Source organism: Polaribacter sp. ALD11 (assembly GCF_002831685.1).
In the GTDB taxonomy this organism is placed as follows: domain Bacteria; phylum Bacteroidota; class Bacteroidia; order Flavobacteriales; family Flavobacteriaceae; genus Polaribacter.
On record NZ_CP025119.1, the window covers coordinates 1,077,987 to 1,095,554 of the forward strand.

General features: G+C 31.2%; 14 protein-coding genes. All 14 read left to right on the forward strand.

Translation table 11 applies throughout. The features are described from left to right. Nucleotides 1–11: 11 nt before the first annotated feature. A complete protein-coding gene (locus CW731_RS04805; protein ID WP_100945661.1) occupies nt 12–1,625 on the forward strand; it encodes a RagB/SusD family nutrient uptake outer membrane protein in 1,614 nt (537 codons plus the stop codon). A 19-nt stretch (nt 1,626–1,644) separates the two neighbouring features. After that, entirely contained in the window at nt 1,645–2,784 is a 1,140-nt protein-coding gene (locus tag CW731_RS04810) for a SusE domain-containing protein (RefSeq protein WP_100947629.1), read from the forward strand. A 28-nt stretch (nt 2,785–2,812) separates the two neighbouring features. Then, a complete protein-coding gene (locus tag CW731_RS04815) occupies nt 2,813–4,489 on the forward strand; it encodes a SusE domain-containing protein (protein WP_100945662.1) in 1,677 nt (558 codons plus the stop codon). Nucleotides 4,490–4,553: 64 nt separating this feature from the next. Then, entirely contained in the window at nt 4,554–7,310 is a 2,757-nt protein-coding gene (locus CW731_RS04820; protein ID WP_100945663.1) for an alpha-amylase family glycosyl hydrolase, read from the forward strand. Nucleotides 7,311–7,541: 231 nt separating this feature from the next. Then, nucleotides 7,542–8,699, forward strand: a complete 1,158-nt coding sequence (locus tag CW731_RS04825; protein WP_100945664.1) for an MFS transporter — start codon at nt 7,542–7,544, stop codon at nt 8,697–8,699. Between the two features lie 29 nt (nt 8,700–8,728). Next, nucleotides 8,729–9,586, forward strand: coding sequence for an MBL fold metallo-hydrolase (locus CW731_RS04830; protein WP_100945665.1), 858 nt, complete (start codon nt 8,729–8,731; stop codon nt 9,584–9,586). 712 nt (nt 9,587–10,298) lie between these two features. Further along, entirely contained in the window at nt 10,299–11,120 is an 822-nt protein-coding gene (locus CW731_RS04840; protein WP_100945666.1) for an META domain-containing protein, read from the forward strand. Between the two features lie 159 nt (nt 11,121–11,279). Then, nucleotides 11,280–12,287, forward strand: a complete 1,008-nt coding sequence (locus CW731_RS04845) for an NAD(P)-dependent oxidoreductase (RefSeq protein ID WP_100945667.1) — start codon at nt 11,280–11,282, stop codon at nt 12,285–12,287. Nucleotides 12,288–12,299: 12 nt separating this feature from the next. Then, entirely contained in the window at nt 12,300–12,716 is a 417-nt protein-coding gene (locus tag CW731_RS04850) for a DUF2141 domain-containing protein (protein WP_100945668.1), read from the forward strand. A gap of 23 nt (nt 12,717–12,739) precedes the next feature. Further along, nucleotides 12,740–13,378 (forward strand): HdeD family acid-resistance protein, encoded by a 639-nt coding sequence (locus tag CW731_RS04855; protein WP_100945669.1) that lies wholly within the window; start codon nt 12,740–12,742, stop codon nt 13,376–13,378. Nucleotides 13,379–13,463: 85 nt separating this feature from the next. Then, nucleotides 13,464–13,910 carry a GNAT family N-acetyltransferase gene (locus CW731_RS04860; protein ID WP_100945670.1) on the forward strand — a complete coding sequence of 149 codons (447 nt, stop codon included), beginning with the start codon at nt 13,464–13,466 and terminating at the stop codon, nt 13,908–13,910. 568 nt (nt 13,911–14,478) lie between these two features. Next, nucleotides 14,479–14,775 (forward strand): SDR family oxidoreductase, encoded by a 297-nt coding sequence (locus tag CW731_RS15760; protein WP_302849640.1) that lies wholly within the window; start codon nt 14,479–14,481, stop codon nt 14,773–14,775. Nucleotides 14,776–14,943: 168 nt separating this feature from the next. After that, nucleotides 14,944–15,846 carry a DMT family transporter gene (locus CW731_RS04870; protein WP_100945671.1) on the forward strand — a complete coding sequence of 301 codons (903 nt, stop codon included), beginning with the start codon at nt 14,944–14,946 and terminating at the stop codon, nt 15,844–15,846. Nucleotides 15,847–16,137: 291 nt separating this feature from the next. After that, complete coding sequence (locus CW731_RS04875) at nt 16,138–17,526, forward strand: NAD(P)/FAD-dependent oxidoreductase (protein WP_100947630.1); 1,389 nt, start codon at nt 16,138–16,140, stop codon at nt 17,524–17,526. Nucleotides 17,527–17,568 lie beyond the last annotated feature (42 nt).

Genomic DNA, 17,568 nt, shown 5'->3' on the forward strand with positions numbered 1-17,568 from the left:
TATAAAACAAGATGAAGAAATATATAAAAACAATAAAAAATCTATTCGTTGTTATTTTGTTAACATCAATAGTTACTTCTTGTACAAAAGATTTAAACATTGTACCCGAAGATGACCAAACTGTTTTAAGTGATGCGCTGTTTGAAAATGAAAGTGCTTATTTAGAAGTTTTAGCAGGTGCTTACGCAAACTTATCTTTAACAGGAGTTGATGGACCAGAAAGCTCAAATATTCAAGGTCTAGACGCAGGTACAAGTCAATACGGTAGAACATTACTATACCTGCAAACACTTTCTGCAGATCAAATGATATGGTCTTATGAAAATGATCCGGGTACAAGAGAAATACAACGTAATATCTGGACCGCTCAAAACCCAGTTATATTAGGAATGTTTAGTAGAGCGATGGTTTCTGTAGCATTTGCAAATAATTTTTTACGCGAAACAACTACAGAAAAATTAGAAGCAAGAAATGTAACGACTGCAACAAGAGCAGAAATTGTAACATTCAGAGCCGAAGCAAGGTTATTAAGAGCTTTATCATACTACCATATTATGGATCTATATGGAAAAGCACCTATGGTTTTAGAAACAGACCCAACTGCTGGTTTCAATCCTCCACAAGTTGGAAGAGCTGAATTATTTACATTCATAGAAAGCGAATTATTAGCAATTGAAGCAGACTTAATGGCTCCTAAAACCAATCAACACGGTAGAGCAGACAAAGCTGTTTCTTGGATGATTTTAGCGAAAATGTATTTAAATGCAGAGGTTTATATTGGTGAAGCTAAATACACCGAAGCTATTGATAACTGTAAAAAAATTATTGGAGGCGGCTACTCATTAGCAACCGATTATGCACATCTATTTATGGCAGACAACAATACAAACTCTGCAAATAATGAAATCATTTTCCCTATAATTTCAGATGGTCTAATCACACAAAGTTACGGCCCAACAACTGTTATAATTAATGGTCAAATAGGAAGTTTAGAAGCAAATGGTGAAGCTTTGGGAGTTGGTGCTGCTGGCTGGGGAGGTGCATTAAGAGTAAGAAAACAATTTGCTCAATTATTTGATGGTGGTATCTATTCTGGAGACTCGAGAAATACAATCATTTCTGGAACTAGAGATATTAACATTACAGATATCTCTGACAAAGACCAAGGGTATGTTATCGAGAAATATTCGAATGCTACCTCAACGGGTACATTTGGCGCTGATCAAACTTTTGTAGATACAGACTTTCCTTTATTTCGATTGGGAGATGTATACTTAATGTATGCTGAAGCACATCTAAGAGGTGGTTCTAGTGGTTCTAATGCAGACATGGTAACTTATATTAATGGCTTAAGAACTAGGGCTAATAATCCTCAAGACAACTTAACTGCTGCAGATATCACTTTAGATTTTATTATTGATGAAAGAGCAAGAGAGTTACATTGGGAAGCACATAGAAGACAAGATTTAATTCGTTATGGCCTATTTACAGGAGGTAATTATAATTGGGCTTGGAAAGGAAATGGTAGTAATGGTATTTCTTTGCCTGCTCACATGAAGTTATATCCAATACCTTCTGCAAGTTTAGCTTCTAACCCTAATTTAACTCAAAATGTTGGGTATTAATTTAAAAAACAAATTACAAATGATGAAAAATATAAAAAGATTTTCAGCAGTTAGTATCATTGGTTTGGTATTTTTATTCCTCCAATCTTGCGGTGACACTTCTGAAACATTTACGATATCACAACCAACAGCTCCTGTTTTAGCTGAATTAAATTTCACGAAATTAGAACTAGACGCTGTCAATACATCAAACCCAGCTTTAACATTAAATTGGGATGAAGCTAATTACGGTATTCAAGCTGCTGTTAATTATGCCATTCAATTTTCTAAAGATGATGCTTTTACAGAACCAAAAACCGCTTCAACAATTACGGGTCAAACTTCGGTTACCTTATCTATTAGTGAAGTAAATTCAGCTGCTGGTAATGCAGGAGTAAACCCTTTTAATTGGTCAGACATTTATATCCGAATTGTTGCTTCTTTAGGAACACAAACTAATGAGACCGCTGTATCAAATACAATTCAATTTAGTGTGTATCCTTACTTTAATTACACTTTTAAAGATTATTATATAATTGGGAATGCAACAGCACCTGGTTGGGATAATTTTGAAACAGGAAATAACCCAGCTTTATTTAGAGATGAAACAGATAGTAGTACTTTTTACTATACAGGTTATTTTGAAAAAACTAGTGCAGATGATGGTGAAGGTCGTTTTAAAGTAATTGAAAATAAAGGATCTTGGTCGGACCAATGGGGAACAACATACCCAGACAACGAAGACCCAATAGAAACGGAAGGTGATGTTGCTGGAAACCCAGGAACACAAGAAACAGACCCAGGAAGATTTGGTGTAAATGCTGCCGGTTTTTATACCTTCAAAATAAACTTTGCTTCTAAAAAGTTTTCTATTGAAGATTTTGATACCGCTGGTATTACAAGTCCAACATCATTAGAGATGCAAGGATCTAGTACTGCAAATGTGGCAATGACTCCTTTAGCTTTTGATGGTCATATTTGGTTTGCTACTGCAATCCATTTAACACCAGGTAATGTCGAGTTTGTAACAGGTGCAAGTGCTAAGTGGGGAAGTTCAACTTCTTTTTCTGGTGTAGCTACCAATGGTGGTGGTGCAATTCCAGTAATTGTAGAAGATGATTATGATGTTTGGTTTAATGACTTAACAGGTCGTTATATCTTAATCCCTTTAAATTTATAATATCAGTTTAACTTATAATAGATAAAATATGAAAATTTATTTAAAAAGAGTAAGCTTCTTATTCTTATCACTAATACTATTATTTGGTGCTTGTGATACCGAAGAAAGCTTAACAATAACTAGTCCAGATCCTGAATTTAAATTAATTGCACCGGGAATTAGTAATGTGTTTTTAAACTTTGCCCTACCAGATAATCCTGCATTTACAATTACTTGGGTCGATGAGATTAACGTAGCTGCAAACTACGCCGTAGAAATGTCTGTAGAGGATACTTTTGCTGCTCCTATTCAATTAGGGAATACAGATAAAAAGAACTTTACAATGACAGTTGGAGAGTTGAACCAGAAATTAGACAATGCTTCTGTAAAATCTTATTCAGCTACAGCTATTTTCGTAAGATTAAGTACAGGTAGCTCAATTTCTAATGTTGTTTTATTTCAAGTATCTAAATTTGCTGTAAAACCTCCTGTAATAAGAAGTCCTGACAGTTCTTTCTCACAAATATTATCAGATGTTAATCCTAATGAGACAGCACTAACAATCACCTGGAATGATCCTGAAATTGGAGCGACAAGTAACGTAAGCATAATTTACGAAATAGAGATGGCTGTTGAAGGAACAGATTTTGCTTCTCCAACAAATATAGGAACATCTAACACTACTACATTTGAAGTTTCTCATGATAATTTAAATGATCTGGTAATTGCTAGTGGAGCAAAAGCAACTATTGCTTCAAACTTAGATTTTAGAATTAAAGCAATAACAAAATCTGCTTCTGGTGACCTAACAAGAACATCAGATCCTATTACAATTTCATTAACCGCATTTAAAGCTGCAATACCAGACAATTTATTTATGGTAGGTGCTCATAATGGATGGAACAATGCTGATGCAACGCAACAATTCTACAATGACGGAAATGGAGTGTTTACAAAAGTACAAGCTTTTACTGCCGGAGAAGAATTTAAAATGATTCCTACTTCTGGTACTTATGATGGCGATTATGGTGAGGACAAAAACAATCCTGGTAAGATAGTACAAGAAGATGAACAAAACATCAAAATTGCTACTACAGGAAACTATGTTGTAATTGTAGATTTTAATACATTAAGTTACAAGCTAGAGAATATAGACACCATGTTTATGGTGGGTGCTCATAATGGTTGGAATAATGCTGATGCAACTCAACAATTTTACACATCAGGAAACGGAGTATTTACAAAAATGCAAGCTTTTACCGCTGGAGAAGAATTTAAAATATTACCAAATTCTGGTTCTTGGGACAATGATTGGGGAGAAAATAAAACGACTCCTAATAGATTAGAGCAAGATGAAGAGCAAAACATAAAAATAGCTACTACAGGCACTTTTATGGTTACTTTAGACTTTAACACATTATCTTTTAACCTTATAGAATCTCCAACAGTTTTACATTTAGTTGGTTCACCTAATGACTGGAACAATGCAACAGCCCCTGCCTTTACAAAAGTCTCTAAAGGCTTGTTTGAACTAACACTAGCATTAACAGCTACAGATGAATTTAAGTTTTTACCTGTACAGGGTTCATGGGATAATGACTGGGGAGAAAGTAAAAGCTACCCTGGTATGCTTGTAAGAGATGATGAAAACAATGTAAAATCTCCTGGAGATGGTACTTATAAAATTACAGTAGATTATAATAAAGGAACTATAACTATTCAGTAATCTTGTTAAGATTATATAAAGGCTACCTTTCTTAGGTGGCCTTTGTATTTTAAAAATACCTTTTATGAAAAAAATTACGCTACTTTTTTTATTTATAACTTCTTTCGGATTTAGTCAAGTACAAAATGTTGCTTTTAGTGTTTCTCCATCAACATTTGAAGAAACAGATGCCATTACTATAACTGTTTCTAATATAACAACCGCTTCTTGGGGAGTTTCAGATATCTATTTATGGTCTTGGTCTTATGACATTGATGACAGCAACTCTAAGGATTCTCCAACAAATGGAAGTTGGACAAGCTCTAATGAAGCTCAAAAATTAACAAACAACGGTACTGGTTCATACTCAATTACCTTTACACCTACTTCTCTTTATAATAGGACTAATATTGGTAGTATAGGAATGTTAGTAAAAGCAAAAGACGGTTCAGGTAATAAGAAATCTCAAGACCAATATTTTGAAGTTGGTGCGTATCAATTAACTTTAAACACACCTTCAATTTCTTCAACAATTTTAAATTCAGGTGAAACATTACCGATTAACGCAACTACCTCATTGTCTGCTAATTTCAATTTAAAAGCAAACGGAATTTCTATTGACCAAAAAACAAATATTACAACATATAGCTTCTCTCCTACTGTTACAGAAAATACAAATTATACTTTAGAAGCTACAAATAATGGAGAAATTAAAAGCACAACATTTAATGCAATTGTAAGACCTACAGTTACTGAAGCTGCTGTTCCTTCAGGAATGAAAGATGGAATTAACTTAAACCCATCAGATAATACAAAAGCAACTTTAGTATTTTATGCTCCAGGTAAAGAATTTATTCATCTAATTGGTAATTTTAATAATTGGCAAGTAAACGATATCTACTTACTAAAAAAAGACAGTACAAAAGATCGTTTTTGGATAGAACTTAACAGCTTAACTCCACAAAAAGACTATACGTATCAATATATAATTGAAGCCGATTTAAGAGTTGCAGATCCGTATTCTACAGTGGTTTTAACAGAATCAAACGATCAATATATTAACGCAACTACATATCCTAACTTACCAAGTTATCCTGCAGGAAAAACAAATCATGCTGTAACTTTATTAAGAACTGGTGATGCTGCTTACCTTTGGAAAGCAACTTCTTATACTAAACCTAAAAAAACAGATTTAGTTATTTATGAAATTTTAATTAGAGATTTTGATGAGTTACATAGTTTTAATGCCGTAAAAGCAAGATTAGATTATTTAGAAGAATTAGGTATAAACGCTATAGAATTGATGCCGGTAATGGAGTTTGATGGCAATGAATCTTGGGGATACAACCCTTCATTTCACATGGCATTAGATAAGTATTATGGCAATACAACTTCTTTTAAACAGTTTATTGATGAATGCCATAGAAGAGAAATTGCTGTTATTTTAGACGTTGCATTTAATCACGCTTCTGGGCAAAATCCTTATTATAGAATGTGGAATACCGATAACGGTGGTTACGGTGGTCAAGCAAGTGCAGACAGTCCTTTCTTTAATCAAACAGCAACACACTCTTACGGTGTTTTTAATGATTACAATCACTCTAAACAAGCGGTAAAAGACTATGTAAAAAGGGTTTCTCAATATTGGATTGAAGAATATAAAATTGACGGATTTAGATGGGATTTGACAAAAGGATTCACACAAAATTGTTCAGACTCTAACCAAAATTGTACAAATAACTACCAACAAGACAGAGTTGATATTTTAAAAGAATACGCAGATAATCAATGGGAAATAGACCCTAATTTTTATATTATTTTCGAACATTTAGGAACTAATAATGAAGAAACTCAGTGGGTAAATTATAGATTAAATGAAGGAAAAGGAATTATGGTCTGGGGAAATCACAATCATCAATATAACCAAGCAACAATGGGTTTTGGTAGCGATGCAGATTTTTCTTGGGTTTCTTACAAAAACAGAGGTTGGTCTGTGCCAGCAAATGTAAGTTATATGGAAAGTCATGACGAAGAGCGATTAATGTATAAGAACCTACAATTTGGTAATTCTAATAATTCTTATCAAATTAAAAATATTAATACTGCTTTGGCTAGAGAAGAATTAGCAGGCGCTTTTTATTTTACGGTTCCTGGTCCAAAAATGATTTGGCAATTTGGCGAATTAGGCTATGATATTTCTATTAACCAAAATGGTAGAACAGGTAATAAACCTATTTTATGGAATTATTTAGCAGATGAGAATAGAAGACGTTTAAAAGAAACGTGGTCTCAATTAATTAAACTAAAACTACAATATGATATTTTTGAAACATCAGATTTTACTTTAGACGTTGGTAATTCTAACGGATTGAATAAAATCCATTTAACAGATACCTCTTCTTCAGAAATACAATACGTAACTATTGTCGGAAACTTTAGTGTAACAACACAAAGTATATCTCCATCTTTTCAAAAGACAGGAACTTGGTATAATTTGTTAGATAACAACGCTACAATAAATATTACAAGTACAACTGCTTCAATTTCTTTAGCTCCAGGAGAGTTTAAAGTGTATGGAAACAAACCCGCAACACTTTCTAATGAGGCTGTTTTTATGAATGATAAGAAAACAGGTATCTACCCAAACCCAACAGAAAACTCTTTTAAAATAAACACAGAAACAAATCATTTAACAATTTTTGATGTTACTGGTAAAAAGGTAAAAGAATTTAAAGGTAGTTTCAAGAAATCAGCAATTTTCTCTATAAAAGATTTAGACAAAGGGATTTATTTTATAAAAATAGAGGGACAAAACAACTCTCTTAGAGTCATAAAAATGTAAAAAAACTGTTATTATCAACATTAAAACAATAGGTAGCAGAAAAATGTTACCTATTTTTTTGGTTAATACGCAGCCTTTAATTTGTAAAAAATAAACTGATAAATATTAAATCTCCTAAAAAACTATTTTCACTTCTTGTAAAATTAGTTTTTAAAGTAGAAGGTTAAATTATTTTTATCTTCCTAACACATTATCTACTTTTGGCAATTCAACTTATAAATAAAGTTAAAAATGAAACAAACATTATCTAATTCAGTATTGTATTTAATGAGTATTACTGCTGGTTTAGTTGTGGCTAACTTATATTACAGTCAACCACTTTTACATCTTATTTCTGTTGAATTTAACGTTTCTGAATCTGCAGTTAGTAATGTTGCACTATTTACACAATTAGGGTACGCCCTAGGTTTATTATTTATTATTCCTTTGGGAGATAAGGTATCAAATCATAAAATTTTACAGTATGATTTTTTTCTAATGATTGCAGCCTTAATTGCCACAGCATTTTCTAGCTCTTTATTTCTACTTATTCTAAGTAGTTTCTTTGTTGGTTTTACTTCTGCAATTCCGCAATTGTTTGTACCAATGGCTGCACAATTAAGCGACACTAAAAATAGAGGTCGTGCAATTGGGGTAGTAATGAGTGGTCTATTAATTGGTATCTTAGGTAGTAGAATTATTAGTGGTTTTGTTGGTGAAATTTATGGTTGGCGTGTTATGTATTTTGCTGCATCTGCAATTATGCTATTTTTATTTTTGATTCTAATGCTAAAATTACCTAAACTATCTCCTAATTATAAAGGAAGTTACGCCAGCTTAATGCAATCTCTGTGGTATTATTTCAAAAAAGAACCTTCCTTAAGGTTGGCTACGTTAAGAGGTGCTTTGGCTTTTGCTGGTTTAAGTGCTTTTTGGACAACCCTTGTTTTTTTAATGGAAGAAAATTTTAACTACGGAAGTAGTGTTACCGGAGCTTTTGGGTTATTTGGTATTGTTGGTGCTTTAGGCGCAACAATTGTTGGAAAATTAAATAACAAAGTCAGTAAAAATAAAATCATTGCCTTTTCTGCCATTTTATTAGTATTCTCTTGGGTTATATTCCTAATTTCTGAAAACTCATTAATAGGTATCGCAATTGGGGTTGTTTTAGTAGATTTAGGTCTGCAAGCCCTACATGTAACCAATCAAAATATTATTTTCTCTAGAAATGAAGAAGCAAGAAATAGAGTAAACACCATTTATATGGTTGGTTTTTTTATCGGCGGAGCACTTGGTACAACTTTAGGTGCTATAATGTGGCAACATTTTAAATGGACTGGCGTTTCTGCTCTAGGAATAGCTTTATCGGTATTGATTTTTATGGTTCATCAATTCTCTAAAAAGTTATAAATTAGTACAGCTATCTAAATCTTGAGAAAATGGAAAAAGCAGTTTGGAATGTAAAACTATATGGAGGAAGAGGTTCTACCCCTGTTTGTGAATTAGATTTTCAAAAATATGGTGGAAATACAACCTGCATTTATGTTGATTTGTTAATTAATGACCGCAGTAAGTTGATGGTTATTTTTGATGCAGGCACAGGAATTAGACAGCTTGCAAATGATATTGAAACAGGTCGCATACCGAAAACAGATTTCATTTTATTAGTTTTTACACACCTCCACTGGGATCATATTCAAGGTTTTCCTTTTTTTTCGCCTTTGTATAATCCAAATCAGAAAATTGGTGTTGTTTACCCAAAGAAAAAACTTCATATAAAAGACGTTAAAGATCTTTTTGCCTTGCAAATGCAAAAGGAGTTTTTTCCCATTCAATTAGAAAATATGGGCTCAGATTTACATTTTATAGATTATAAAGATGCAGAAGTTTTATTAGGTGAAGATGGTTTGGTGAAATTTAGCTACAGAGAACACAACCACCCTGGAGGTGCTTTTAGCTACAAACTAGAAGCCGGTGGCAAGTCAATTGTTATTTCTACAGATTTAGAACACGGCAAAGAGATTGATAAAAATGTAGTTGCTTTTTCTAAAAATGCAGACTTGTTAATTCATGATGCACAATACACCGATGAAGAATTAGCATTGCATCGTGGTTGGGGACATAGTAGTTTTAACCAAGCCATAGAAACTGCAGAATTAGCAAACGTTAAAAATGTAGTACTTACACATCACGATCCTTCACACAACGATGATTTTTTGTCAGCCATAGAAAAAGAATGTAAAAGTCGTTTTAAGAATTCTCAACTCGCAAAAGAAGGAATGGAATTTAATATTTAGCTATCAAAACGCAAATAAATTACTTTTCTTTATATAAAAAGAGTTTATAAGAATTTAATAAACTTTAGTTCGCCAAATTACGAACTAAACGTATTTTTTCATTCTGAAATTAAGCTCATACTATTAAAAAATAAGGAGCATTTACAACTTATAGAAGAGTCAAGCTTTGATATAGAAGAACGCATTCGTTTATCTCCTTTATCATCGATAATTTATGCGTTGTTAATTTAATCTTCTTATAATGGAGTAGCCTTTTGAAGGGATAAGAGAAATTATTAAAGCTAGAAAAAGTTCTATATCAGTAAATGTACTTACGAAACTTGGTTACATTACTTTCATAACAAAATCGGGAGATAGAAAAAGGTATTTTAAAATTGCTAAATACGCATCCTTACTCTCTTTAGAAATCTACCTACAAAGCATAGATGATGAAATGAAGATTGTAAATCGAATTAACCATTTCAATCAAAAGTACTATTCAGAAAAATTTTCGAATGAACAATATATAGGTGTTATATATCAAGATTACTTGGTCGAAAAATAAAATTGGTAGAAGAAACTATTCGTAAAATGACTGACTTCCGAAAGTTTGAAAAATAAAAGCTCCTAATTTAGTACCATTTTAAAGTTTTAACATTTATTTAAACCCAACTAGTTCGCTTTGTTACGAACTAAAACTAAATTTGTATTACTAATAACGTAAAAACTATTTATGAAAACTAAAATAATCTTATTAGTCTTAATAGCAATTGCAGCTATAAGTTGTAACTCAGGAAAGAAATCGGCTACAGAAACAAATAACAAAATTTCATCAGAAAAAATGTCTATCGAAAATATAAAGTGGACGATGAATTCATTAGAAGGTAAAAGTACTAATGTATCGGGGCAAAACGGACAAGCTATTTATTTTACTTTAGATTCAAAAACAAACCGTATTAGTGGACACGCTGGTTGTAATACCTTTATGGGAACTTATCAATTAGAAGACAATAATCAAATTTCTTTCAGCAAATTAGCTTTAACTAGAATGATGTGTCCGGATGTAAAGATAAACGAATCTCAAATTATAAATATTTTTGAACTAGTTGATAATTTCACCATAAAAAATGGAAAATTAATACTTAACAAAGCAAAAATGACACCCTTAGCAACATTTAAAAAAGGGGACGTTTCTAACAACCAAATTGTAGAGAAATACTGGAAATTGAAAACATTAGAAGGAAAAGAGATTAAAATGGCAGATACTCAAGAGCGCGAAATTTTCTTCACCTTAAAAGCAGCTAAAAATAGAATAACTGGTTTTGCAGGTTGTAATTCAATTTCCGGCGAATATACTTTAGAAGAGGGCAACAGAATTCGTTTTAAAAACATAGCAACAACTTTAATGGCGTGTCCAGATGTAGATGTACATGAAAGTGAATTCTTAAAAGTTTTTGAATTGGCAGATAATTACACAATTAAAGATGATGTTTTATCTCTAAATGTTGGTAGAAGAGCTCCTTTAGCAGTTTTTGAAGCGGTTTATGTGCAATAAATAAGATAAAGAACTACTAAACAATTATTAAGGAATCATAAATTTGGTTAATTGTGGTTGATTGACACCTTTTTGATGATTTCTGTTTAGTCGTTCTTTTTAAAATCTAAACTATTCCTATAAATAAAAGATTAGAAACCATCTATAAAAAATTATTTCATGTTAAAAACTAAAGTTTTACTTACTGGCGCTTCCGGAACTGTTGGTTTTGAAGTCTTGAAACAATTATCTAAAAATGCATCTTACGATCTTACTATATTTGATAAAAAAACAAAAAATTCTCTTGAAAAGTTAAAACCTTTTGAACCTAACATCAATTTAATTTTTGGAGATATTTCAAATAGTAAAGACTTAGAAAAAATAAGAGATATAGATGTAGTTATTCATTTAGCTGCAATTATCCCTCCCTTGGCAGACGAATTACAAGAATTAGCTTACAATGTAAATGTGCTAGGTACTCAAAATTTAATTAAACAATTAGAACTGCATTCTCCAAATGCTTTTTTAATGTATAGCTCTAGTATTTCTGTTTACGGAGATCGTATTAAAAACCCTTATATACAAGTAGAAGATACTCTAAAACCAAGTAAAGGTGATACGTATGGAGAAACCAAAATAACGGCAGAAAAAAGTGTTTCAAAAAGTAATTTAGATTGGGCTATCTTTAGACTTGCTGCTATTATGGGCAACCATAAAATGTCTAAATTAATGTTTCATCAACCTTTAAATACTGCCTTAGAAATTGCAACCCCAAAAGACACTGCAAGAGCATTTGTAAACGGAATTGAAAAGCGAAAGCAACTTTCTAAACAGATTTTTAATTTGGGTGGCGGTGAATCTTGTAGAATTAGCTACCAACATTTTTTAGAGCGCTCTTTTGCAATTTTTGGACTGGGAAAATTAAATTTTCCTAAACATGCTTTTGCAGATAAAAATTTTCATTGTGGTTATTATACTGATGGCGATGATTTAGAAAACATTGTTCATTTTAGACAAGATAGTTTAGAAGATTATTTTAAAATGGAAGCAAAAAAAGTATCATTCATCAAAAAATTAGCAGCATCCGTTTTTAAAGCACCTATTAAATGGTTTTTACTAAAGAAATCTGAACCGTATGAAGCTTACAAGAATAAAAACATGAAACAAATGAAGCATTACTTTAATTAACACAATAAGTTAATGAACAATATTTTTTTATATATCACATTTTTAACAACAATATTCTCAACCAATCACCCGCAATTAACCATTAATATATCCAATATTGAAAAGGTAGCAGGCAAGATTGTAATTGGTGTTTTTAGTACAAAAAAAAGCTTTTTAAAAGAAGGAAAATCATTTAAAGAATATATAATAGACGTTAATGATAATTCAGTATCATTTGTAATTAAAGATCTATCAAAAGGTGATTATGCTATTTCATTATATCATGATGCAAACTCTGATAATGTATGCAATCGTAATTTTTTTGGTATTCCAAAAGAAGGTTATGGATTTTCAAAGAACTTCAAACCAAAATTATCAGCACCAAAATATAAAGACTGCAAATTTTTACTTGAAAATAATATAATTTTAGATATAAAATTACCAAACTAACATCAACTTAAAATCCAGTAATTATGAATTCAGTATTTTTAAAAACAATCAAAAACACTATTAAACATTGGTATATTCCTTTATTGGTAGGAATTTTCTTTATAATTGTTAGTATTATTTCTTTTGCATCGCCAATAAGCTCTTTACTTACATTATCAATTTTATTTGCGCTGTCTTTTTTATTTGGAGGCGTTTCAGAAATTATTTTTTCAATAGTAAACAAACATCAATTAGAAAATTGGGGTTGGTCTTTAGCTTTCGGAATCATTACTTTTCTTGCAGGTTTCTCATTGCTAATTCACCCAAATTTATCAATTAATGTATTAGCTTTTTACATCGGTTTTACAGTACTCTTTCGTTCTATTGCAGCTATTAGTTTTGCTTTAGATATTAAAAGTTATGGTAATAAAAATTATGGTACTTTATTAGCATTTGGTGTTTTAGGAGCAATCTTCTCATTTATATTAATTTCAAATCCTATTTTTACAGGTATGAGTGTTGTTGTTCTTATTGCTATTAGCTTTCTATTTGCAGGTTTATTTAGTATATTTTTAGCCTTTCAATTAAGAAAGTTACACAAATCTTCTAAAACTATTTCTGCAGAACTAAAAGAAAAATATGATGATATAATAGAGGAAATTCGTAATGAATGGAATGATTAAAAATAGACTTATAAAAATAACCTCTACTAATATTATTCTTTATGATGTTAGTTAAGGCAAATTAAAATTTTACTAAAAAATAATTATGTTACTTATTAAAAAAGCTTATTTACAAGATTTAAATGATATTTTGTCTATAGAACAAAACGTATTTAATACAGACAGTTACCCTCCTTTTGTAATTCGTCAATTATTTGATATTTCTGATGAATACTTCTTAGTTGCCAAAGAAGATAATAAAATTTTAGGCTACGTTATTGGCGGCTTAAACTTAGATAAAAAACAAGGTTGGGTTTTATCTTTAGGAGTACACAAAGATGCAAGAGGAAAAGGGCTAGGTGAAAAATTAACCCACGAATTAATAGCTATTTTAAAAGAAAAAGAAACTGAAGAAATTTGTTTAACAGTATATCCAGAAAATCATGTGGCTATAAAAATTTACAAAAAGTTAGGTTTTACTGGCAATCAAGTTTTAGATAACTATTTTTTAGATTATGAAAAACGGATTATAATGACTTTGAAAACAAATTAAAATAAGAAAGATAAAAAACCTGTTAAATGCTACACTGCTTTATCTAGCAATAAAGACAAAACAATCAGTCTTTTTAGAGATCAACCAAAAGTATTAAGCTTCTTTACGGAATTACAACAAGTAACAAACTAAGAAAGTTTAAAAGTATTTAATTTAGATAAATTAAGAATAAAACCAAAACAATATGGATACATCAAATTTTTTCAACTTAAAAGGAAAAATAGCTATTGTAACTGTTGGCGCAAACGGAATAGAAAAAGAAAGTTGCTAAATATTAGCTGCTTACGGCAGCTAAAGTAGTTGTTTTTGATTACAATTTAGAAGCTGTAAAAAAAAACAGCAGATGAAGTAAATAATAACGATGGTACAGCTATTGCCATAGACTGTGATGTTACAAAAAATGAAGCTTCAGTAAGTTTAGTTGATAAAGCTATTAAAAAACTTGGAAGTATTGAAGTTTTGATAACAATTTTAGTGGCGGTGATACAGGAAAGGAAAGCCCTTATAATATTTCTTTAGAGCAGTTTAAAAAAGTTTTTGAAATTAATGTGTTTAGTATGTGGAGATTGTGCCAATTAGTGAGTATGCGTCTTCAAAAGCTGCAATAAGCCACATGACACGTAATTTAGCTTTTGATTATGGACCAGATAATATTAGAATAAATGCAATAAGACCCGTAGCAACACGAACAGATGCTTTAAATACCGTTTTAACACCAGAGTTAGAAAAAGAAAAGTCAAAACACACACCAATTAATAGATTAGGTAAACCAGAAGATATTGCTGGTGCAGTACTGTATTTTGCAGCACCAATTTCTAATTGGACTAGTGGGCAAGTTATCTTTATTAATAGAGGTGGCGAGTAAACTTTAGATATGTAGAAAAACCGAGTTTATGAATTTAATTTTTCTTAGATTTGGAATAATTAGATACTCACTCTAAAGCTGAAAAATCTTTAGTTTTAAAGCGAGAAACACAACAACATTTTACCAAAAGCAGCTATTTTTTTATAGCTGCTTTACTACTTTTAAATTATGATGAAATTTTTAAATAACAAATGGTTTTTATTATTTGTAATTGCGTTAACTTGGGGAAGTTCATTTATGTTGATAAAAAAATCTTTAGTAGCATTTACGCCCTATGAAATCGGTGCAATACGCGTTGTAGGATCAGGGCTTTTATTCGCTTTTATTGGTGTTCCTGCATTATTTAAAATGTCTAGAAAAACAATTATTTGGGTTACAATTGCTGGTTTTTTTGGTAATTTTTTACCCATGTTTTTATTTCCAATAGCACAAACACAAGTAAGCAGTTCTTTGGCTGGTATTTTAGATTCTTTAGTACCTGTTTTTGTAATGGTCTTTGGTTTTCTACTCTTCGGAATTAAAAGTAAGAAATCACAAGTAATCGGTGCAATTATTGGTTTTTTAGGAGCTGCAAGTTTAATTTATTTTTCTGAAGGAAATACGGAAGATTCTAAATTTTGGTATACAATGCTAGTCGTTTTAGCCGGCGCTTCTTACGGCGTAAATGCTGTGGTTATAAAAGAACGAATTCCGAATTTAAATGCCATAAAATTAACGGCTGCAGTATATTCTATTTGGGCTGTTCCTGCTTTGGTTATTTTATATTTCACAGGACTTGTTCAAAATTTTGAGATGGAACCAGCATATACAGAACCTATAAGTTATTTAGCTTTTTTAACTTTTTTTGGTACTGCAATTGCTATGTTATTATATTTTAAATTAATACAAGATACCTCTGCCGTTTTTGCAAGCACAGCAAGTTACTTATTACCAATTGTTGCTGTTATTTGGGGTGTTTTAGATGGTGAAAAATTTTCATTTTGGTATATTTTTGGAGGAACATTAATTTTAATAGGAATTTATTTAATCCGTGAAAAAAAGAAAAATCCGAAATTAGTTCCTCGTGGGTAAGTTATAATATAGCTGTTTTACAATCAATAAAAACAGCTGTATTTATTGCGTTATTCGATGTTATTATTAAGAAAATTGCTATAAAAACAGTACCTTTGTTACTTCTGGAAAAACAACCTTCATTCCATAGAAAAAGCACTTTTAATACTGCTTAAATTCAATCTAAATGGGTTTTGTGTTATTTCCTATGCTACAAAAACGTAGCTATTACTAAAATTATAAATAAATAATTGTTTGTGCTATTTCCTATGAAACTTGCGCAAGCTAAAAAAATGCATACATATTATGGATATAAGTAAAAAACGCGTTGCAATTATTGGTGCAGGACCAAGTGGATTGGCACAATTAAGAGCTTTTGAAGCTGCTAAAAAACAAGGCTTAGAAGTACCAGAAGTGGTTTGTTTTGAAAAACAAAGCAATTGGGGCGGCATGTGGAATTTTTCTTGGAGAACAGGTGTTGGAAAATATGGTGAACCCGCACATGGAAGTATGTATAAATATTTATGGTCTAACGGCCCTAAAGAATGTTTAGAATTTTCTGATTATTCTTTTGATGAGCATTTTAAGAAGCCAATTTCTTCTTACCCACCAAGACCTGTTTTATTCGATTACATTCAAGGTCGCATCAAAAAAAACAACGTTAGAGACTACATTCGTTTTAACACAACTGTACGCTGGATAAATTACAATGAAGACACTAAAAAATTTAAAATTGTTTTAGACAATTTAAAAATAGATAAAACATATTCAGAAGAATTTGATTATTTAGTCGTAGCTTCTGGTCATTTCTCTACTCCAAACATGCCTTATTTCGAAGGGATAGAAGAATTTACTGGTCAAGTAATGCATGCACATGATTTTAGAGGAGCAGATCCTTACAAAGATCAAGATTTATTAATTATAGGTAGCAGTTATTCTGCAGAAGACATTGGTGTTCAATGTCATAAACATGGCGCAAAATCGGTAACATTAAGTTACAGAAGCAATCCTATTGGTGTAAATTGGCCAGAAGGAATTACAGAAGTACCTTTATTAAAGTATTTTAAAGGAGATACTGCTTTTTTTAAAGACGGTACTTCTCAAAAATTTGATGCCGTTATCATGTGTACAGGCTATCAACACAAATTTCCTTTTTTACCAGACGAATTACGTTTAAAAACAAAAAACAACTTATATCCAGATCATTTATACAAAGGTGTTTTCTTTAATGACATTCCGAATTTAATGTATTTAGGAATGCAAGATCAATATTACACCTTTAATATGTTTGACGCTCAAGCTTGGGTTGCGAGAGATTTTATGATGGATCGTTACAAGATACCAGCAAAAGCAGAAAGACGTTTAGACATTAATAAATGGTTGATTGATAATGAAATATTAAAATCTAGCCATGATCATGTAGACTTTCAAACGGCCTATATTAAAGACTTACTGGCTTTATCTGATTACCCAGATTTTAATGTAGAAAAGGTTGCCGAAATGTTTAAAGAATGGCTAAAAGATAAAGATGATAATATTTTAACATATCGCGACAAAACGTTTCAAAGTGTGGTTACAGGAACCATGGCAGAAACCCACCACACAGAATGGATGGATGAATTAGATGATAGTAAAGAACGTTATTTATTTAAAGATGAAAGTGAAGAAGCTTTAGAAGATAAAGAAGAAGAGCTTGCTTAAATTTTATTCTATGGATAGAATTTAAGACCTCATAGGTTTTTA

Bases quoted from the DNA above. Each gene is read 5' to 3' on its own strand.
- CW731_RS04815 (WP_100945662.1), top strand. From the start codon at position 2,813: ATGAAAATTTATTTAAAAAGAGTAAGCTTCTTATTCTTATCACTAATA.
- CW731_RS04840 (WP_100945666.1), top strand. From the start codon at position 10,299: ATGAAAACTAAAATAATCTTATTAGTCTTAATAGCAATTGCAGCTATA.
- CW731_RS04820 (WP_100945663.1), top strand. From the start codon at position 4,554: ATGAAAAAAATTACGCTACTTTTTTTATTTATAACTTCTTTCGGATTT.
- CW731_RS04830 (WP_100945665.1), top strand. From the start codon at position 8,729: ATGGAAAAAGCAGTTTGGAATGTAAAACTATATGGAGGAAGAGGTTCT.
- CW731_RS04805 (WP_100945661.1), top strand. From the start codon at position 12: ATGAAGAAATATATAAAAACAATAAAAAATCTATTCGTTGTTATTTTG.
- CW731_RS04850 (WP_100945668.1), top strand. From the start codon at position 12,300: ATGAACAATATTTTTTTATATATCACATTTTTAACAACAATATTCTCA.
- CW731_RS04825 (WP_100945664.1), top strand. From the start codon at position 7,542: ATGAAACAAACATTATCTAATTCAGTATTGTATTTAATGAGTATTACT.
- CW731_RS04810 (WP_100947629.1), top strand. From the start codon at position 1,645: ATGATGAAAAATATAAAAAGATTTTCAGCAGTTAGTATCATTGGTTTG.
- CW731_RS04870 (WP_100945671.1), top strand. From the start codon at position 14,944: ATGATGAAATTTTTAAATAACAAATGGTTTTTATTATTTGTAATTGCG.
- CW731_RS04855 (WP_100945669.1), top strand. From the start codon at position 12,740: ATGAATTCAGTATTTTTAAAAACAATCAAAAACACTATTAAACATTGG.
- CW731_RS04860 (WP_100945670.1), top strand. From the start codon at position 13,464: ATGTTACTTATTAAAAAAGCTTATTTACAAGATTTAAATGATATTTTG.
- CW731_RS04845 (WP_100945667.1), top strand. From the start codon at position 11,280: ATGTTAAAAACTAAAGTTTTACTTACTGGCGCTTCCGGAACTGTTGGT.